This window comes from Pseudomonas sp. 2(2015), from assembly GCF_000955865.1.
Taxonomy (GTDB): Bacteria; Pseudomonadota; Gammaproteobacteria; order Pseudomonadales; family Pseudomonadaceae; genus Aquipseudomonas.
In genome coordinates, this window is the sequence record NZ_JYOF01000003.1 from 321588 (window position 1) to 339693 (window position 18106).

The following is an 18106-nucleotide window of genomic DNA, read 5'->3' on the forward strand; positions in this document are numbered from 1 at the left end:
TTGTTGTGATGCCCGCAGGTAAATCAGAAAGCGAAATCGGCCTCCGGCAGGCTCATCAGGCAACCAGCACCGGCCAGCAAGGCTTCGCGATGGGCGCCAGCACGGGGCAAAACTCTGCGCAGGTAAAAGTCCGCCGCCTGCAGCTTGGCCTGGTAGAACGCCGCCTCGCTGCTGCCGGCCGCCAGGGCCGCGCTGGCGCGCTCTGCCGCTTGCAGCCACAAGGCCGCCAACAACACATAGGCCGAGTAGGCGAGAAAATCCACCGACACCGCGCCGATCTCTTCCGGGTCGTGGCGGCAGGCCTGCAACACCGACTCGCCCAGCGCCCGCCACTGCTGCAGGCACTGCCCTACCCGCTCGGCCATCTGCGCCTGACGGGTAGCCTGGTTTACCTGCGTTGCCAGCTCATCGATCAGCGCATTGAGCTCACTGCCGCCATCGCCAAGCAGCTTGCGCCGAACCAGGTCCAGGGCCTGGATGCCGTTGGTGCCCTCGTACAGCTGGGTGATGCGGCTGTCGCGCATCAACTGCTCCATGCCCCACTCGCGGATAAAGCCATGCCCGCCGTAGAGCTGCACGCCGAGGCTGGCGACTTCCTGGCCGCAGTCGGTGAAGAAGGCTTTGACGATCGGGATCAGCAAGGCGGCGCGGCGTTTTGCAGCGCTGCAATGGTGTTCAAGATCGAGCTGGCGCGCGGTGTAGGCGGCGAGCATGCGACAGCCTTCGCTGAGGGTCTTCTGGGTCAGCAGCATGCGCCGCACATCGGGGTGGACGATGATCGGGTCGGCGGCTTTGTTCGGCGCCTTGGCGCCGCTGATGGCCCGCGACTGCAAGCGCTCGCGGGCATACACCAGCCCCCCCTGGAACGCCGCCTCGGCAATGCCCAGGCCCTGCAGGCCGACCTGAAAGCGTGCGTCGTTCATCATGGTGAACATGCAGGCCAGGCCCTGGTTGGCCTCGCCCACCAGCCAGCCGCTGGCGCCGTCGAAGTTCATCACACAGGTGGAAGCGCCCTTGATGCCCATCTTGTGTTCCAGCGCGCCGCAACTCAAAGCGTTGCGCGCGCCGAGGGTGCCGTCGGCGTTGACCAGCCGCTTGGGCACCAGGAACAGGCTGATGCCCTTGACCCCGGGCGGTGCGTCGGGCAAACGCGCCAGCACCAGGTGGATGATGTTGGCGCTCAGGTCCTGCTCGCCGCCGCTGATGAAAATCTTGCTGCCACTGAGCTGGTAGCTGCCGTCGGCCTGGGGCATGGCGCGGGTACGTAATAGGGCCAGGTCGGTGCCGGCCTGGGGCTCGGTAAGGCACATAGTGCCGGTCCATTCACCGCTGACCAGTTGCGCCAGGTAGCGTTGCTTGAGCGCGGCGCTGCCATGGCGATCCAGCGCCAGCACCGTGCCTTCGGTGAGCCCGGAGTAGATGCGAAACGACAGCGACGCGGCCATCAGCATCTCGTGAAAACTGGCCGAAACCATCTGCGGAAAACCCTGGCCGCCGAAATCCAGCGGCCCGGTCATGCTCGCCCAGCCCTGCTCGACGTAGCGTTTATAGGCCTGGCGAAAGCCATCGGGCGTGGTCACCTGACCGTCGTGCAACCGACAACCCTGCTCGTCGCTGTTGCGGTTCAGCGGTGCGACCACTTCGGCGGCAAAACGGGCGCCCTCTTCGAGCACGCCATCGATGGTCTCGCGGTCCAGGCCGTTGCCCAGTTGCTGGCAATGGCCACTGACATCGAACAGCTCGTGCAGCACGAACCGCATATCGCGCAGCGGTGCCTGATAGCTCATGCCCGGCCCTCCTGGACAACAGCAAAGTCTTTGCCGGCGGCGACCAAGCGGGCAATCAGCGGCGCTGGCCGCCAATGTTCACCCAGCATGCGCTGCAGGCGCTCCAGACGTTCCTGGATCGACGCCAGGCCCTGGCTGTCAGCCCAGCGCATCGGCCCGCCAACCGCGGCCGGGAAGCCGTAGCCATTGAGGTAGACCCGATCGATGTCGTGGCTGTTGGCGGCAATGTTCTCTTCGAGGATCTTCGCCCCTTCGTTGACCAGCGCCAGCAGGCTGCGCTCGACGATTTCCGGGGCGCTGATCAGCCGGCGGCGATAGCCCAGGCCGGCAGAAACACGCTCGATCAGGGCATCGACCTCTGGGTCGTGCTCGGCCTCGCGGCTGCCCTCGGCGTACTGGTAGTAACCCCGGCCGGCCTTCTGGCCGAAGCGGCCGAGCTCGCACAGGGCGTTATCGACCTGCACCAGCGGGCTGTCCATGCCCTGCCCGGCCAATTGGCGCGCGCGCCATTCAAGGTCGACACCCACCACGTCGTACATGCGAAACGGGCCCATGGCAAAACCGAACGCCTGCAAGGCGCCATCGACCTGCTGGGGCAGCGCGCCTTCGAGGAGCATCTTGCGCGCCTCGTCGGCATAGGTTTTAAGCATGCGGTTGCCGATAAAGCCGCGGCAGTTGCCAGCCACCACGGCGATCTTGCCCAGGCGCTGGCCCAAGATTTTGGCCTGCTCGAGCACGGCCGCCGAGGTGTGCTGGCCGCGAACGATTTCCAGCAGCTTCATGATGTGCGCAGGGCTGAAAAAGTGCAGGCCCAGTACCTGCTGCGGGCGCTGGGTGACGGCGGCAATGGCGTCGATATCCAGCGCCGAGGTGTTGCTGGCGAGGATCGCGCCGGGCTTGAGGGTACGGTCCAGGGTGCGGAAGATTTCCTGCTTGAGCTCGAGGTTCTCGTACACCGCCTCGATCACCAGGTCGACATCGGCCAGCGCTGCGTAGTCGTCCACCGGCCGAATGCGCGCCAGGTTCTGTTCGGCCTGCGCCTGGCTGATACGGCCCTTGACCACCTGATGGGCCCAGGTGTCGGCAGCCATCTTCAGGCCGGCGCTGACCATCTGCGCGCTGGCATCGAGCCACAACACCGGAATGCCGGCACTGGCCAGGCTGATGACAATCCCCCGGCCCATGGTCCCCGCCCCTATCACTGCGGCCTGCTGCACATCGAAGTCGTTGCTCACACCGGCACCCCTAAGTCGAAAAGAAGGATTGCCGACACCCTAAGCAGCTGCCTACTATTTGAGAAATTTCATTTTCATATGTGTGATATTTGCAATATGAATATATCCACCTTCGACCTCAACCTGCTGCGCATCCTCGACGTGCTGCTGCGCGAGCAGAACGTTTCGCGCGCCGCCGAGCGCCTGGCCCTCAGCCAGCCGACGGTGAGCAACGCCCTGGCGCGCCTGCGCGAACTGCTCGACGACCCGCTGCTGGTGCGCATCGGCCGGCGCATGCAACCGACGCCCAAGGCCCTGGCCCTGGAAGGCCCGATCCGCTCGGCGCTGCAGCAGATCGAGCAAACGCTGAATGTCGGTGAAAGCTTCGACCCGCACCTGAGCCGGCAGACCTTTCGCATTGCCATGACCGACTTCGTCGAACAGCTGTGCATGCCCGGCCTGCTGCGCCGCCTGCAGGAGCGCGCGCCAAACCTGCGCCTGGACATCGCCCCGCTGGCGCCGAGCCTGCCGGTGGATGCCCTCGACCGTGGCCAGCTGGACCTGGTGCTGGGGCGCTTCGATGAAATTCCGGCGCGCTTTGCCCGTCATCACTGGCGCAACGAGACCTTGCAGATTGCCCTGCGCCAGGATCATCCGCTGGTGAACGGCGCACTGGATCTAGACACCTTCCTGCGTCTGCGCCACCTCTGGGTGCATGGCGGCCAGACCCGCGGCATGGTCGATCAATGGCTGGGGGAACAAGGCCTGGCGCGGCAGATCGTCTACACCACGCCCAACTACCTGCAGGCGGCGCACCTGGTGGCGGCGTCGGACTTGTGCGTGGTGCTGCCGACGCAACTGGCACGTCACTTCGCCACGCTGCTGCCGTTGCAGCTGCATGACTTGCCGTTTGCGCTGGAGGCGTTCGAGCTTGAGCTGGTGCACCTGGCCCAGCGCGGGCAGGACCGCGCGCTGGGCTGGCTGGTGGGGGAGATTTTGCGGGTGGTTTGAGGGCCTCATCGCTGGCAAGCCAGCTCCCACAAGACCCGCGATCGGGTGCTTCAGGACAGCGCTTTTTTCGCCGCCCGCACGTGCAATACCGCGCCCATCAGGGCCACGACAATCGCCGCCGCACCGGTGGAGAACACCAGCACCTGGTAGTCCGGGACAAAGGCCATGGTTACCAGGCAGCCGATGATGAACACGATCACCAGGTAGGTCAGCCACGGGAACAGCCACATTTTCAGACGGATCGGCTTGCCCTCGGCTTCGAGCTTGCGGCGCATCTTCAGTTGCGAGAAGGCGATCACCAGGTACACCAGCAAGGCGATCATGCCGGTGGTGTTCATCAGCACATCGAGCACGTCTTTCGGGCGCAGGGTTTCGCTGAAGTTGATCAGGGCCACGAACACCGCCACCGAGCACGAGCCGATGATCGAGAACACCGGCACGCCGGTACCGGCACGGGTGATCTTGAAGAACGACGGCGCATCACCACGGGTCGACAGCGAGAACAGCATGCGCGAGGCGGTGTAGTGCGCCGAGATCAGGCAGCTGCTTACCGAAGTCAGCACCACGAAGTTCATCACAAATTCCGCACCCGGAATACCCAGCAGCTCCAGGGTACGACGGTACGAGCCGTAGCCCGAGGTGCCCATCAGCGGGTCGTTCCACGGCACCAGGGCGACGATCAGGAAGATCGAGCCGACGTAGAACAGGCACACCCGCCAGACCACCGAGTTGGTCGCCTTGACGATCTGCTCGGACGGGTTCTTCGACTCGGCGGCAGCAATGGTGACGATTTCGGCGCCGAGGAAGGCGAACATCACCCCGAGCATGGCCACCACCACCGCCTCCATGCCGTTGGGCATGAAGCCTTGGGCGGTGAGGTTGCTCAGGCCGTGGACTTCACCGGTGGGCCACAGGTTGACTACCGCCAACCCGCAGACCACCAGGAAACAGATGATCGCCACCACCTTTATCAAGGCGAACCAGAACTCGAACTCGCCGTAGTGCTTGACGTTGAAGAAGTTGACGCTGATCAGCACCAGGGTGGTGGCCAGGACGAACACGTTGACGCTGATCGACGGGAACCAGCCGTGCAGAATCTTGCCGGCGACGTAGGCTTCCCAGGCCATCAAAATCACCCAGAACCACCAGTACAACCAGCCGATGGTAAAGCCCGCCCAGCGGCCGATGGCGCGCTCGGCGTAGGTGGAGAACGAGCCGGTGTCGGGCGATGAAGTCGCCATTTCACCGAGCATGCGCATGATCAGCACCACCAGGATGCCGCCGGCCAGGTAGGCCAGGATGGCCGCGGGGCCAGCGCTGTGTATCACACTGCCGGAGCCGACGAACAATGCCCCGCCGATAACCCCGGCGATCGACATCATGGTCAGGTGGCGAGACTTGAGCGAAGCGCTGAGCTTGCTCTCGTGCTCCACCTTCGCTGTGGAAGTGGATGTGGATGTTGCGTCCATCAGTAGCTACCTCGTGTTCTTTTTATGCAAGGAAACTCGTGACACCGCCTGCTACAGCGGTCTCACCCATTCGAATCGGTAAAGGTGCGGGCAGCCGCAATCGCCCGGCCCAAGTCATGGGTCGGCGACGCTGCTCACAGGGCCAGCGGATTACCTCTGGTCGGATTGAACGGTGCAATGGCGCGATGGCGGGTCAGTGCCACCTGTGCGCAAGGAGCGGTTGGGCGATGCCCAAGGGTGAAAGCATGTGTGTCATTGTGATTATTCATACTGCTTCAACGTGCTTTAGCTAGCGATAACAGACCCCTAATGTAAAAATGTCCGACACATAGAGCCATGCACAGCGCGATGAAAAATCCACTGCACTGTACAGGCCGCCGATGCAGTACACCGCGTTTTCCTGCAGGCGCCCGGCGTTACGCACACCTGAAGGCACAGCTTCCCCATGCTTGAATTACGACCCGACGCATCGCCCCCGCTGGTCAACCAGATCATCAACGGGCTGCGGGAGTTGATCGAGAACCAGACCCTCAAACCCGGTGCCAAGGTGCCCTCGATCCGGGCCTTCGCCGCCACCTATTCGGTCAGCACATTCACCGTGGTCGAAGCCTACGACCGCCTGGTCGCCCAGGGTTTGCTGGTCAGCCGCGGCAATGCCGGGTTCTTCGTCAACCGCTCGGCCGTCGAGCTGATCGAAAGCCAGGCCAGTGAGCCGGCGCCGGGCAAGCCGGAATTCAACTCCGAGTGGTACCTGCAGCAAATCTTCGAAAGCCGCCAGCTTGCGTTCAAGCCCGGCTGCGGCTGGCTGCCCAACGACTGGATGTTCGAAGACGGCCTGCGCCGGGGCATGCGCCAGGTTGCCAGCAGCGTGCTGGAACTGAGCGGTTACGGCGACCCCATGGGCCTGCTGGAACTGCGCACCCTCACCGCGCAGAACCTGCAACAGGACCTGCGCATCGTCGCCAACCCCAACCAGCTGATGCTCACCCACGGCGCCAGCCAGGCCCTGGACCTGGCCGTGCGCACCCTGGTGCGCCCGGGCGACGTGGTGCTGGTGGACGACCCCGGCTACCCCAACCTGATGAGCATTTTGCGCTTTCAGGGCGCGACCCTTCTGGGCGTACCGCGCACGCCCAACGGCTACGACCTCGACCACCTCGAACGGCTGCTCGAACACCACCGGCCGACGGTGTTCTTCACCCAGCCGCACCTGCACAGCCCGACCGCCTCGCGCACGCCGCTGGCGCAACTGCACCGCCTGCTGCAACTGGCTGCGCGCCACGGCTTTCGCCTGGTGGAAAACAACCTCTACGCCGACATGATCAACGAGCCGCTGCCGTGCCTGACCAGCCTCGATCACCTGCAGCAGGTGGTGTACGTCGGCAGTTACTCGAAGAGCATCTCGCCGAATGTGCGGGTCGGTTTCATGCTGGCCAACCCCGAACTGATGCAGCAACTGCTGCAACTGAAAATGCGTTCGGGCCTGACCACCTCGCAGGTGATGGAACGGGTGGTGTACGCGGCCATCACCGACGGCCGCTGGCGTAAGCACCTCAAACGCCTGCGCCAGCGCCTGGCCGATGCGCAGCAGCAGGTCAGCGAACAGCTCACGCGGCTGGGTTTCGAGCGCTTTATCGAAGGCGATGAAGGCATGTACCTGTGGACCCGCCACCCGGCCATCGCCGACAGCGCGGCGCTGGTCGACGACGCCCTGGAGCAAGGCATCATGCTCGGCCCCGGGCAGTTGTTCATGGTCGACTCACAAGCGACCGGGTGGATGCGCTTCAACGTCGCGTTCAGTACCGAGGCGGCGTTGTGGGAGAAGCTTGAGAAGTTGCTGGTCAAGCATGGGCGGCGTCAGTAGGAGCGGGCTTGCCCCGCGATGGCGACAAGGTAATCGATATAAATCGATTACTTTGAAAAACACAAAGCTCAGCGTCTATTTTATTCAACACGCACTCTTACCCAAAAACCCCGCCATAGAGCCACACAGATCGCTTTTTCGAACCCCGCACCGTACCAACCAGAAATTTCTTGTAAAAATTTAATTGACACACCTCTGTCACTCTTCTTATTTTCCCTCCCTGCCTCACCTTCATAAAAATAATTTCAAACCCTACGGGCAAGCGCCATCCATGCCAGTCTCTTCGCGTGCAGCACACCAGCAGAACACAGGAACGGTTCTCGACTCCGCAGCGGACGCACACTTCAAAAAGACCCTGAAACTCTGGCAGGTGGTCATCATTGGCCTGGCCTACATCGCCCCGATGACCGTGTTCGATACCTTCGGCATCGTCTCCGGCATCACCAATGGGCATGTGCCCAGCGCCTACGTGCTGGCGCTGCTGGGCATCCTCTTCACCGCGGTCAGTTATGGCGTGCTGGTTCGGCGCTTTCCCGAGTCTGGTTCGGCCTATACCTACACGCGCCGGGCAATCAACCCACACGTGGGCTTTCTGGTCGGCTGGTCGTCGCTGCTCGATTACCTGCTACTGCCGATGGTCAACGCCCTGCTGGCCAAGCTCTACCTGTCGGTGATGTTCCCCGAGGTGCCGGCCTGGGTCTGGGTGGTGGGCTTCGTCACGGTGATGAGCCTGATCAACATGCGCAGCATCAACCTGGTGGCCAACTTCAACACCTTGTTCGTCGCCATCCAGGCGCTGATCATCGGCGTGTTCATCTACCTCACCCTACGCGGCCTGCACAGCGGCGAAGGCCTCGGCACTTCGTGGAGCCTGCTGCCATTTGCCGATCAAGGCACGCACTTCAACGCCCTGGTCGCCGGCGCCACCATCCTCTGCTTTTCGTTCCTGGGTTTCGATGCGGTGACCACCCTGTCGGAAGAAACCGAGAACGCGCAGAAAGTCATCCCACGGGCGATCTTCCTGATTGCCTTGATCGGCGGCCTGGTGTTCATCGTCGTGTCCTACTACATCCAGGCGTTTTTCCCGACCATGGACCGGTTCCAGGACCACGAAGCGGCCCTGCCGGAAATCGCCCTGTATGTCGGCGGCAAGCTGTTCCAGTCGATCTTCATCTGCTGCACCTTCATCAATACCCTGGCCTCGGGCCTGGCTTCGCAAGCCAGCGTGTCGCGCCTGTTGTACGTCATGGGCCGCGACAACGTCATCCCGCGGCGCTACTTCGGCCGCCTGCACGGTAAATGGAAAACCCCGGTGATCAACATCGCCATCGTCGGGCTGATCTCGCTGTCGGCGATCTTCTTCGACCTGGTGACCGCCACCTCGGTGATCAACTTCGGCGCGCTGGTGGCCTTCAGCTTCGTCAACCTCTCGGTGATCGTGCACTGCTACCTGCGCGAAGGCTGCAACAAGACCTGGCTGGACAAGCTCAAGTACCTGGTGGTGCCGACCATCGGCTTTTGTATCATCGCCATCCTCTGGCTGGACCTGGACAGCCACTCGCTGCTGTTCGGCGGGGTGTGGGCGACGCTGGGGGTGTTGTACCTGGCGTACCTGACCAAAGCCTTCAGGGTCGCACCGCCCAGCTTCATTGCCGAGTAACTGCCCGTAGGAAACAGCCCGTCGATACTGACGGGCTTTGTGCATTCAACAACCCGACAGAACAAGGACGCCCTCATGCTGCTGCGCCGCCTGCTGATTCAATGGAAGATCACTTTGCTCGCCGGCCTGTGCCTGCTGGCCATCGTGGTGGTGCTGATGGCGGCCACGCTGATGCAGTCGAGCCGCAGCGCCGCGCTGGTCAACACTGCCAACACGCAGATGCTCGACCACAACGCACGGCTGCGCCTGCACACCTCGGCCCAGCTGCAGGCAGCGAATATCCAGCGTTACTTTCGCGATGCGTACCTGTATGGCGATGGCGTCGCGCAACTGGTGATGTTCTTGAAGGCCCAGGGCAACGACAACCTGCGCCACGACCTGACCGAACAGACCCGCAAGGCCTTGGGCAAGAACCCCGACCTGCTCGGCCTGTACCTGGTGTTCCTGCCCAACGCCCTGGACGGCAAGGACAGCGCCTTCAGCGATCAGGCCGCGGTCGGCAGCAACGAGAACGGACGCTTCTCGCTGTACTGGTCGCAGCCCAAGCCCGGCGAGCTGGAGTCTGAAGCCATGCCCGAGTCGATGCTTGCCGACACCAGCCTGTCGGCCAACGGCTCGGCCTACAACCGCTGGCTCACCTGCCCGCTGGAAACCGGTGAAGCCTGTGTAGTCGATCCGTACTTCGACAGCGTCGGCGACCGTACGCCATTGATGACCAGCATCGCCTTCCCGCTCAAGCAGGACGGCAAGATCGTCGGCGTCATGGGCCTGGACATCAGCCTCGACAACCTGCAGCAACTGAGCCTGGACGGGCGCAAGGAGCTGTTCGACGGCAACGGCCAGGTCAGCATCGTCAGCCCCGCCGGTTTGCTCGCCGGGCATAGCCGCGATGCCGCGCAGCTAAGCAAGAAATTCGAGCAAGTGTTCGGCCAGCACGCCAGCGCCGTGGCCGCGCAGATGCGCGCCGGCAAGGCGGCTGAGTTCAGCGATAACGGCGTGCTGCAGGTCAGCCAGTCGTTCGCCCCGGTGCCCGGCGCACAACCGTGGAGCGTGCTGCTGGAAGTGCCCGAACAGGTGCTGCAAGCGCCGGCGATTGAACTCAACGCGCGCCTGGACGCGCACAACAGCAGCGCTAACCTCAGAAGCCTGCTGATGGCCCTGGCCGCGGCCTTGGTGGGCCTGGTGGTGATCTGGCTGACCGCCCGTGGCGTGACCCGGCCGATTTTAAGTGTGGCGGCGATGCTCAAGGACATCGCCAGCGGCGAAGGCGACCTGACCCGGCGCCTGGACTACGCCAACAAGGACGAACTCGGCGAATTGACCCACTGGTTCAACCGCTTTCTCGACAAGCTGCAACCGGTGATTGCCGACGTCAAAGCCTCGGTGCAGGACGCGCGCAGCACCGCCGACCAATCGGCGGCGATTGCCAGCCAGACCAGCGCCGGCATGCAGCAGCAATACCGCGAAGTCGACCAGGTGGCCACCGCCTCCCAGGAAATGAGCGCCACCGCCCAGGATGTCGCCCGCAACGCCGCGCAAGCCGCCGAAGCTGCGCGCGGCGCCGACCTTGCCAGCCGCGAAGGCCTGAGCATGATCCGCAACACCACCCAGGCGATCGAACGCCTGGCCAATGAAATGACCGCCGGCATGCAAGAAGTCCAGCAACTGGCCAGCCGCAGCGAGCAGATCGGCTCGGTGCTGGAAGTGATCCGCGCCATCGCCGAGCAGACCAACCTGCTGGCCCTCAACGCCGCCATCGAAGCGGCCCGTGCTGGCGAGGCCGGGCGCGGCTTTGCGGTAGTGGCCGATGAGGTGCGCAACCTGGCCAAACGCACCCAGGACTCGGTGGACGAAATCCGCGTGGTGATCGAAGGCCTGCAACAAGGCACCCGCGAAGTGGTCGACACCATGCACAGCAGCCACCGCCAGGCCCAGGACAGCGTCGCCCAGGCCGAACAGGCGCTACCGGCACTGCAGCGAATTGGCGAAGCGGTGACGGTGATCACCGACATGAACCTGCAGATCGCCTCGGCGGCCGAGGAGCAAAGCGCGGTGGCCGAAGAAGTGAACCGCAACGTAGCGGGGATTCGCGATGTGACCGAGTCGCTGTCGGGGCAGGCGCAAGAATCGGCGCAGATCAGCCAGGCGCTGAACCGCCTGGCCAATCATCAGCAGGGGTTGATGCAGATGTTCCGGGTGTAGCGCTCTCCTGTGGGAGCCGGCGTTGCCTGGATTGCGACCGCTGCGCGCTCGATCGCCGGCAAGTCCGGCTCCCACAGTTGATTTGTGTACGCCGGACCTGTGGGAGCTGGCTTGCCAGCGATGAGGCCAGTACAGCCAGCATATTCGGCGCTGCCTGGATTGCGACCGCTGCGCGCTCGATCGCCGGCAAGTCCGGCTCCCACAGGTTGATTTGTGTACGCCGGACCTGTGGGAGCTGGCTTGCCAGCGATGAGGCCAGCAGCCAATGCACCCCTCTCACCGCCGCCGATAACTCTTCTTGCCACTGGGCGTCAGGCAATACACCCCACCCCGCGGCCCCGTGCAGAAGCTTCCGGTCCCACAACCACAGCCCTCACTCGCCCCGCGCAACGGCTGCAGCGAAGGCCGCGCAGCACTGCCGCCCCTATACGCCGTGCAACTGCGTTTCGACGCACTGATCGACCCGTCATTACACAAAAACAGATCGCCATCACATCCAGCAATCCCACCCTTGCGCCCGGAGCAAGGCGTGTTACCCGCCAACGCCGTGGACGCCGCCAACACCAGTACCAGGGCCAACCCTAGCCGCCCGTAAAAACAACGTGCCACAGCATTCCCTCCGAAGAATATGGCCGAATGCTATCAGCGTTGCCATAGCTCAGCAAAACCCGGCCATCCGTGCTCCCAGGGCAAAGCTGATTGTCCCCGTCGACTATCAACCCGGTGGCGATCCGCTAAAGGCGTAATGAGTAACGTTCACAGCAAAGTCCAGTGAAAAATCTCACCTTAATCGCTAACTGATTGATCTATATCAATATTTAACCAGTTAACCTATCAACAGATGCCCGCAACTGCCCGGTTAATGCCGAGAATGTCTACACCATTCACGGTGGAGAGTAGAGTTGAAGCGCATCAAGATAGTGTTGTGGACGTTGTTCATCGGCTTGACCCTGCTATGGGCACTGGCAGATACCTTTGTGCCCACCCCACTGACTTACTTCTCGCTACGTTCAGTGCTGGTGCAATACACCGGCGTCATCGCCATCGCCGCCATGAGCGTGGCGATGATGCTGGCCGTGCGCCCGCGCCGCCCGGAACCGCTGCTGGGCGGGCTCGACAAGATGTACCGGCTGCACAAATGGCTCGGCATCAGCACCCTGGTATTCGCCAGCGTGCATTGGGTCTGGGCCAAGGGCACCAAGTGGGCGGTTGGCTGGGGCTGGCTGGTCAAGCCGGCCAAGGGCGGCGGCGCGGCGCCGGAACTCGGCGCGATCGAGCAGGCGCTGCGCAGCCAGCGCGGCCTGGCCGAAACCCTGGGGGAATGGGCGTTCTACACCATCGGCGTGCTGATCATCCTGGCCCTGGTCAAGCGCTTCCCGTACCACTGGTTTGCCAAGACCCACACAGTGCTGGCGGCGCTCTATCTGGTGCTGGTGTTCCACACCGTGGTGCTGCTCAAGTTCGACTACTGGCTGCAACCCATCGGCATCGTCACCGCACTGCTGCTGGTCGGCGGCACGCTGGCAGCGCTCCAGGCACTGTTCAAGCGCATCGGCAAGCAGCGCAAGGTCCAGGGTCAGATCCAGACCCTGATCCACTACCCGCAGGCGAACCTGCTGGAAACTCACATCGCCCTGCAAGCGGGCTGGCCCGGGCACCAGGCTGGCCAGTTTGCTTTTGTGACCTCGTCCGAGTCGGAGGGGCCGCACCCGTACACCATCGCCTCGGCCTGGGACCCGCAAGCGGCGCAACTGCGCTTTATCACCAAAGGCCTGGGCGACCACACCCGCCGACTGCCAACGCGGCTGAAAGAAGGCGACCCGGTGACGGTAGAAGGCCCCTACGGCTGCTTCACCTTCGAAGACCAAAAGCCCCGGCAGGTCTGGATCGGCGCCGGCATTGGCATCACCCCCTTCGTGGCCCGGCTCAAGCAACTGGCGCTGGAGCCGGACCGGCAACACAGTATCGACCTGTTCCATCCGTGCGGCGTGTATGCAGCCGACGCCATCGACAACTTGCGCGCCGACGCGGCCGCGGCCGGCGTGCGCTTGCATGTGTTGGTGTCGGGCCAGGATGGCCGGCTCAATGGCGAACGCCTGCGCCAGGAAGTTGCCGACTGGCAGCAGGCGAGCTTCTGGTACTGCGGCCCTGCCGACTTTGGCCAGGCCCTGCGTGACGACCTGGTGGCCCATGGGCTGAAGCCGAAAGACTTCCATCAGGAATTGTTCCAGATGCGCTGACGATCAGAGCACGTGGCGCGCCAGCAACCCGGGCACGGCCGCCACCAGCATCGCCACCCCGGACAGGGTCAACAGGCCCAGCACCACCCGGCGGAAGGTCACCTCGCTGATGCCGATGTACACCCGCGTACCGATCAGCGTCGGCAGCAGCATCGCCGGCGCCACCACCGCGAACATCGGCAGCATCGACGAGGTCACCAGGCCAGTGCCCAGGTACGTGAGCATGGTCACCATCAACATCGACAGATTGAAGTTCTGGATTACCGCTCGCTGCGCGTCGCGATCAAAGCCGCGCAGCGTGCACCACAGCGTCGGCACCGTACCGGTAAAACCACCGATGCCGCCCAGCGCCCCGCCCGCCATCCCCACCACCCCGTCTGCCAGACGCCCGCCGCGCAACCGCGGCAAGCGCGGTGCGGCCAACATCAACGGGCACCAGAGCACCAGCAAGGTGCCGAACACCGCCTTGAACCAGAGCATATCCAGGTAAGGCAACACCCACACCCCCATGGGAATGCCCGCCAGCCCGCCCAGCACAAACGGCCACAACAATCCCCAGCGAAAGCCCCGGCGCATGCTGAACGCCGCAATCAACTGCCCGGTCAGCCCGCCGAACACCGTCGACACCGCCGCCACCTGCGGCTCCAGGCTCCAGGCCCAGAACGACATCGCGACCATGCCGAAGGCAAAGCCCGACAGGCCCTGGACAAAGCCGGCGACCATGGCGCCGAGGGCGATCAGGTAAAGAGGGTCCATGAGGCGGTGGCGTCCTTTTCGTGGTGACGGAGAATCAGAACTGGCACACATGCTATTACAGTGGGAGCGGGCTTGCCCCGCGATAAGGCCGCCAGATCACTTACCAGCCTTACGCAACCGCAACCACCGCACCACCGCAAAACGCTTACAAAACTGCCGATGGTGATGACTGTTCAACAAAACCAGCGCCACCGAGGGCAGTGCAATCGACGTCGCGGAAAAAAACAGATGGAGACCGGCTCCCAAACTGGCGATGGCCATCAGCAGACTCGTCACCGCAACCGCAACGAGACACCATACCCCCCAGGCAAAACCGTTAGCGATCAGACCAGCGCCTACGCCACACACCGCCGCCCCGAGCAAAATCACAATCAGCACATACCCCATGTTCTCGAGATGCCCGGCAAAGTAGGCGTACTCCAGCTGCACCGTTGCCAGCGCAATAGAGGCCATGGTCAAGAAAAACGCGGCGCAGGAGCGGCCCATGTAACGCCCCAAGAACGCCGCCATCCCCGGATACCGCAACACATCCACAGGCTGCCCCGGCAAGCGCTTGGCCCGCGGAGCCTTGCTGATCTCGACAAACCTTGCATATAGCCGCCGATAGCCCTGGCTGTTGAACACCAGCAGGCCAGCCAGGGGACAGAAAAGCGCCAGGTAATAAACCAGCCCAGGTGGACGCTGGGCATACATTCCCAAAGCGACCAGCAAGCAGCACACCAGCAGTGCCACCAACCACCAGATCAACCGCGTGCTCCCCCACACCAGCAAGAGGTGCAGCAGGGTCGGGATAACCACGCCATTCTTCACGCCGCGCAAGATGTCGGATGAACTCATGGCGCTCAGAGAGTGTGCGCCGTTAATCACCAGCATCAGGCTCATGAGGGAAGCAACGGACAGCAACCAGCTCAAGGTCAGCAGCGGAAAATTGCGGCGCAGGCACGCGTTGATTTGTTCTTGGTGATTCATCCGTGAACCTTTGAGGGTGAGGGTTCGATTTTATCGTTTGCCAGACACAGGCTTGAAGTGATTGCGCCGGATATCCGACAGGGTTTTGCTCATTTCTCGATAACGGCGGCTGTTATACGCCAACAGCGCCAACAAGGGGGCAATTACTGAAGCCACTGCCAGGAGTGCATCGTGAGCAAAGGGATAGGTCAGCACGCCGGCAATCAGACAAACGAGCAACAGCCCGACTACTGCACGGTTTCCGGATGAGTAGCCGCGTATTACAGCGAATTGGCCGATGCCGAGGGTGAATGAGCCCAGCATGATAAAAGCGACGATGTATCCCGGCTCGGCGGGGTTGCCTACGAAGAGGGTCTCACCTGCGCGTATGGATGCGCTGGTGAGAGATATGACTGCTAGGAAAAATCCGGACCACAGCGTGGGGTAGTAGCGCCGTATGAAGGCCGGCAATTGCGCTAGATCTAGCACAGGGTCGCTCTCCTTGCCAGACCTGCTAAACGAACTCGTCCCTTCATCGGTTCTCCCTCTGCCGCAACCTCATCAACCGCCGTCGCATCTCGCGGTGTCGTTCGCTGTTGAACAAAAGCAGAGCCAGCAAAGGTGCCAACAGCGCCAGGGTAAAAAGTGGCATGGGCGTGCGGGGGCCATAGGTGGAAAGGGTTAGTAGCATGCACGCGCCAAGCACCATGACGACAAGCCATATGCCGGAGCGCCGCCCTCGAAGCTGAAGCATGTTGCCCACGCTCAGCAGCAAAGAGCAGACCACGAGTGAAGAAATGATGTACTCGGGTAAGTCGGGATGGGTCTTGAAATGAAGCAGGCTCGCGAGTGCTATCGCCAGTGAGAAGGAAAAACAGCTCAGCATCAATGCTGCGGCATAGACGGGGAAGTAGCGCTGTGAAAACCGCGAAGCCATGCTCATCTCAGCGGACTCTCCACTTTTTACGCTGCTTACGTATCACCACCAGGCGTTTGCACATCATCCGGTAGCGGCGGCTGTTGATCGTGAGCAGGGCAGATAATGCGGTGATCAACGACACTGCGAAAAACACACGGTTAGTCGATGCCTCGTATGTAGCAAAAGTTGCTAAAAGGCTAGTCAAAACAAGCGCAACGGTGATCCAGACAGCGTGGACAAAGCCTCTCAGTAACAAGATGTGAGCTAGGAACAATACAAACGAAGCCCCAAGTACCGACAGCATTACCTGCTCAACGTCATGCAGATAAACACCTAGAACATGTACCGACGCAAAAACCATGGAAAACAGCGCAAGAAAAAAGCCGTTTGCAAAGTACGAAAAATATCGCATCATTCGTTCGACGACAGCAGGAACGAGCATCATTCGTCTAATTCCTCATAAAGCCCCAAGACAATTGTCTGGACGTTAGTATTGCTACCAATCCCCAATGCCACACCCAGTGCGTCCTTGATTAAAGTGGTGGTGGAATGCTTGATCTCTGTTGGTGTATATCGCTTAGGTAGATTGCCTAAACGCTGCTGCAACCTGATCTGCTTAGCAGTTAACGAAGGGTGTTTGATCGATAGCAATTCTGCCGTCAAACTCTTGCGCTGTTGACGACTCAGCCCTCTCAACAGATCGAACCAACCTCTACCTGTAGCGTTCTTGCGAACCTGTAAAAGCCGAAAAATGCTCATAGAAGAAGTTGCCAATCCCGCAGACGAAATGGCTTCAAGCGATGACTCAATTAAACGCACAGCAACCATATCATCTAGGAAATCATTCAGTTCAGGCTTGGCAACTTCAATAGTGGTTCTCATGCCCCCGATAACACACAGTCCAATTCCTGCCACAACGGCCGCTGTGCTCACAACCGAAATCGCGACGCCAACCGGGCCGCCGAAAGCCACGGCAATGGAACCGCTGTATAGCACCCGCCAACTGATGTAGGTACTCACGCAGGTTGCAGCAGTACCCAATAGCCTCTCGAAAACTCTAGGCTCTCGTGGATCGCTGCTGAGCTGCTCCAGGTACTGTGCAGGAGCCAAATACCTTTTTACCTCCCGTAACACCACCCGCTTAGTCAACACACTACAAATCGGCCGAAACTCCCGCAACGTCACCACGTTGTAGTCCGCATCAATGTACACCACCCCCGCCCCGACGATCCCGGGGTCAGCATCAATCGCTGCAAACAGCCTCGGCACATTAACCAGGCTTTCAATCCGCTGGCGCGCGAAGTACTGCGACGGGCTCGCGCCAAGCCCGCTCATCCTTGAGTCGTTCATGAGGTCTCCTGAAACGTGAAAGCGCCTGCAAACCCGAAGGTTGCAGGCGCTCGAGCGGCCTAGTTTTAGCAGCTAAAAATCAACGTTTCAGAAGTGTATTTTTGCTGTGTGTGTCGTCCTACACGCTCAAAAGAGGAAGTAAACGAAGGGGGCGTAGGACGCATCTTTTTATGCTTGAATGATCGTGCCCCATCAGATTGCTAGTTGCCGATATCCTGGACCGGTGTACACGAGTGATACGACAAACGTCTGCTATGCACACGGTTTAAGTCGTGCCAATAGTCATGCCAGACACTCGATACAAATCTTAAGCGCGCAGCAGAGTGCCGTCTTGAATCGTCATACCGGTATAGCGGTATGGATCCTGACCTACCCCATACTGATCCAGAATTAGCCCTTGGCTTGTTGTCGATAGGCTTCGAGGATCGCTTCACGGGCAGGTAGCTTGCGTTCAGCATCATCCGGTGTGACATCGATGCCTGCGAGACGCAGGCTGGCCGAATAATTGGACTGACGTGTCTTGGCGCAATGGGCTTTCTTGGCGTGCAAGCTTGGCGCTTTCAAAGGACTGACCTCATGGCTGGGCAATGACGCTGGGCAACAACTCTAGGAACGACCATCCCCTCTCCATCTAACCTCTGTCGGCCAGAGTGGGAGCGGGCTTGCCCCGCGATGAAGCCTGTACT

At 61.6% G+C, this 18106-nt stretch carries 16 protein-coding genes; 5 read left to right on the plus strand and 11 right to left on the minus strand.

Going from position 1 to position 18106, the window contains the following annotated elements; all coding sequences use genetic code 11:
• Positions 1 to 23: 23 nt before the first annotated feature.
• Together UB48_RS04350 and UB48_RS04355 are read right to left on the minus strand one after the other, a co-directional pair.
• Entirely contained in the window at positions 24 to 1787 is a 1764-nt protein-coding gene (locus tag UB48_RS04350; protein ID WP_045194351.1) for an acyl-CoA dehydrogenase C-terminal domain-containing protein, read from the minus strand.
• A complete protein-coding gene (locus UB48_RS04355) occupies positions 1784 to 3022 on the minus strand; it encodes a 3-hydroxyacyl-CoA dehydrogenase (RefSeq protein ID WP_045194353.1) in 1239 nt (412 codons plus the stop codon). Before UB48_RS04355 ends, UB48_RS04350 begins: the two co-directional genes overlap by 4 nt.
• Positions 3023 to 3100: 78 nt before the next feature.
• Here UB48_RS04355 and UB48_RS04360 point away from each other — a divergent pair, with 78 nt between their 5' ends.
• Complete coding sequence (locus UB48_RS04360; protein WP_082075389.1) at positions 3101 to 4012, plus strand: LysR family transcriptional regulator; 912 nt, start codon at positions 3101 to 3103, stop codon at positions 4010 to 4012.
• Positions 4013 to 4062: 50 nt separating this feature from the next.
• Here UB48_RS04360 and UB48_RS04365 read toward each other — a convergent pair whose 3' ends face one another.
• Entirely contained in the window at positions 4063 to 5481 is a 1419-nt protein-coding gene (locus tag UB48_RS04365) for an amino acid permease (RefSeq protein WP_045194356.1), read from the minus strand.
• A gap of 445 nt (positions 5482 to 5926) precedes the next feature.
• Here UB48_RS04365 and UB48_RS04370 point away from each other — a divergent pair, with 445 nt between their 5' ends.
• From UB48_RS04370 to UB48_RS04380, 3 genes are all read left to right on the plus strand, one after another.
• Positions 5927 to 7345: a PLP-dependent aminotransferase family protein gene (locus UB48_RS04370; RefSeq protein ID WP_045194357.1), complete on the plus strand. Its 1419-nt coding sequence runs from the start codon at positions 5927 to 5929 to the stop codon at positions 7343 to 7345.
• A 271-nt stretch (positions 7346 to 7616) separates the two neighbouring features.
• Positions 7617 to 9005, plus strand: coding sequence for an APC family permease (locus UB48_RS04375; RefSeq protein WP_045194359.1), 1389 nt, complete (start codon positions 7617 to 7619; stop codon positions 9003 to 9005).
• A 75-nt stretch (positions 9006 to 9080) separates the two neighbouring features.
• On the plus strand, positions 9081 to 11207 hold the full coding sequence (locus UB48_RS04380) for a methyl-accepting chemotaxis protein (protein ID WP_045194361.1): 2127 nt from the start codon (positions 9081 to 9083) through the stop codon (positions 11205 to 11207).
• Positions 11208 to 11483: 276 nt separating this feature from the next.
• On the opposite strand, the gene UB48_RS28155 is transcribed toward UB48_RS04380, so the two are convergent.
• Entirely contained in the window at positions 11484 to 11816 is a 333-nt protein-coding gene (locus tag UB48_RS28155; RefSeq protein ID WP_082075390.1) for a hypothetical protein, read from the minus strand.
• A gap of 293 nt (positions 11817 to 12109) precedes the next feature.
• Between UB48_RS28155 and UB48_RS04385 the strand changes: the two genes are divergently transcribed.
• A complete protein-coding gene (locus UB48_RS04385; protein WP_045194363.1) occupies positions 12110 to 13447 on the plus strand; it encodes a ferric reductase-like transmembrane domain-containing protein in 1338 nt (445 codons plus the stop codon).
• A 3-nt stretch (positions 13448 to 13450) separates the two neighbouring features.
• Here the strand turns inward: UB48_RS04385 and UB48_RS04390 are convergent, their stop codons facing one another.
• The 7 genes from UB48_RS04390 to UB48_RS27670 form a co-directional block, all read right to left on the minus strand.
• Positions 13451 to 14203, minus strand: a complete 753-nt coding sequence (locus tag UB48_RS04390; RefSeq protein WP_045194365.1) for a sulfite exporter TauE/SafE family protein — start codon at positions 14201 to 14203, stop codon at positions 13451 to 13453.
• A 96-nt stretch (positions 14204 to 14299) separates the two neighbouring features.
• Positions 14300 to 15172 (minus strand): hypothetical protein, encoded by an 873-nt coding sequence (locus UB48_RS27035; protein ID WP_052676472.1) that lies wholly within the window; start codon positions 15170 to 15172, stop codon positions 14300 to 14302.
• Between the two features lie 30 nt (positions 15173 to 15202).
• Positions 15203 to 15640: a hypothetical protein gene (locus UB48_RS27040; RefSeq protein ID WP_052676473.1), complete on the minus strand. Its 438-nt coding sequence runs from the start codon at positions 15638 to 15640 to the stop codon at positions 15203 to 15205.
• 43 nt (positions 15641 to 15683) lie between these two features.
• Positions 15684 to 16094, minus strand: a complete 411-nt coding sequence (locus UB48_RS04405) for a hypothetical protein (RefSeq protein ID WP_045194367.1) — start codon at positions 16092 to 16094, stop codon at positions 15684 to 15686.
• Between the two features lies 1 nt (position 16095).
• On the minus strand, positions 16096 to 16515 hold the full coding sequence (locus UB48_RS04410) for a hypothetical protein (protein ID WP_045194370.1): 420 nt from the start codon (positions 16513 to 16515) through the stop codon (positions 16096 to 16098).
• Positions 16512 to 17420, minus strand: a complete 909-nt coding sequence (locus UB48_RS04415; protein ID WP_045194372.1) for a hypothetical protein — start codon at positions 17418 to 17420, stop codon at positions 16512 to 16514. The genes UB48_RS04410 and UB48_RS04415 overlap by 4 nt, the downstream gene beginning before the upstream one ends.
• Positions 17421 to 17810: 390 nt before the next feature.
• Positions 17811 to 17984 carry a YhfG family protein gene (locus UB48_RS27670; protein WP_156160163.1) on the minus strand — a complete coding sequence of 58 codons (174 nt, stop codon included), beginning with the start codon at positions 17982 to 17984 and terminating at the stop codon, positions 17811 to 17813.
• Between the last annotated feature and the right edge of the window lie 122 nt (positions 17985 to 18106).

Bases quoted from the DNA above. Each gene is read 5' to 3' on its own strand.
- UB48_RS04350 (WP_045194351.1), bottom strand. From the start codon at position 1,787: ATGAGCTATCAGGCACCGCTGCGCGATATGCGGTTCGTGCTGCACGAG.
- UB48_RS04360 (WP_082075389.1), top strand. From the start codon at position 3,101: ATGTGTGATATTTGCAATATGAATATATCCACCTTCGACCTCAACCTG.
- UB48_RS04365 (WP_045194356.1), bottom strand. From the start codon at position 5,481: ATGGACGCAACATCCACATCCACTTCCACAGCGAAGGTGGAGCACGAG.
- UB48_RS04370 (WP_045194357.1), top strand. From the start codon at position 5,927: ATGCTTGAATTACGACCCGACGCATCGCCCCCGCTGGTCAACCAGATC.
- UB48_RS04375 (WP_045194359.1), top strand. From the start codon at position 7,617: ATGCCAGTCTCTTCGCGTGCAGCACACCAGCAGAACACAGGAACGGTT.
- UB48_RS04380 (WP_045194361.1), top strand. From the start codon at position 9,081: ATGCTGCTGCGCCGCCTGCTGATTCAATGGAAGATCACTTTGCTCGCC.
- UB48_RS04390 (WP_045194365.1), bottom strand. From the start codon at position 14,203: ATGGACCCTCTTTACCTGATCGCCCTCGGCGCCATGGTCGCCGGCTTT.
- UB48_RS27035 (WP_052676472.1), bottom strand. From the start codon at position 15,172: ATGAATCACCAAGAACAAATCAACGCGTGCCTGCGCCGCAATTTTCCG.
- UB48_RS04405 (WP_045194367.1), bottom strand. From the start codon at position 16,094: ATGAGCATGGCTTCGCGGTTTTCACAGCGCTACTTCCCCGTCTATGCC.
- UB48_RS04410 (WP_045194370.1), bottom strand. From the start codon at position 16,515: ATGATGCTCGTTCCTGCTGTCGTCGAACGAATGATGCGATATTTTTCG.
- UB48_RS04415 (WP_045194372.1), bottom strand. From the start codon at position 17,420: ATGAACGACTCAAGGATGAGCGGGCTTGGCGCGAGCCCGTCGCAGTAC.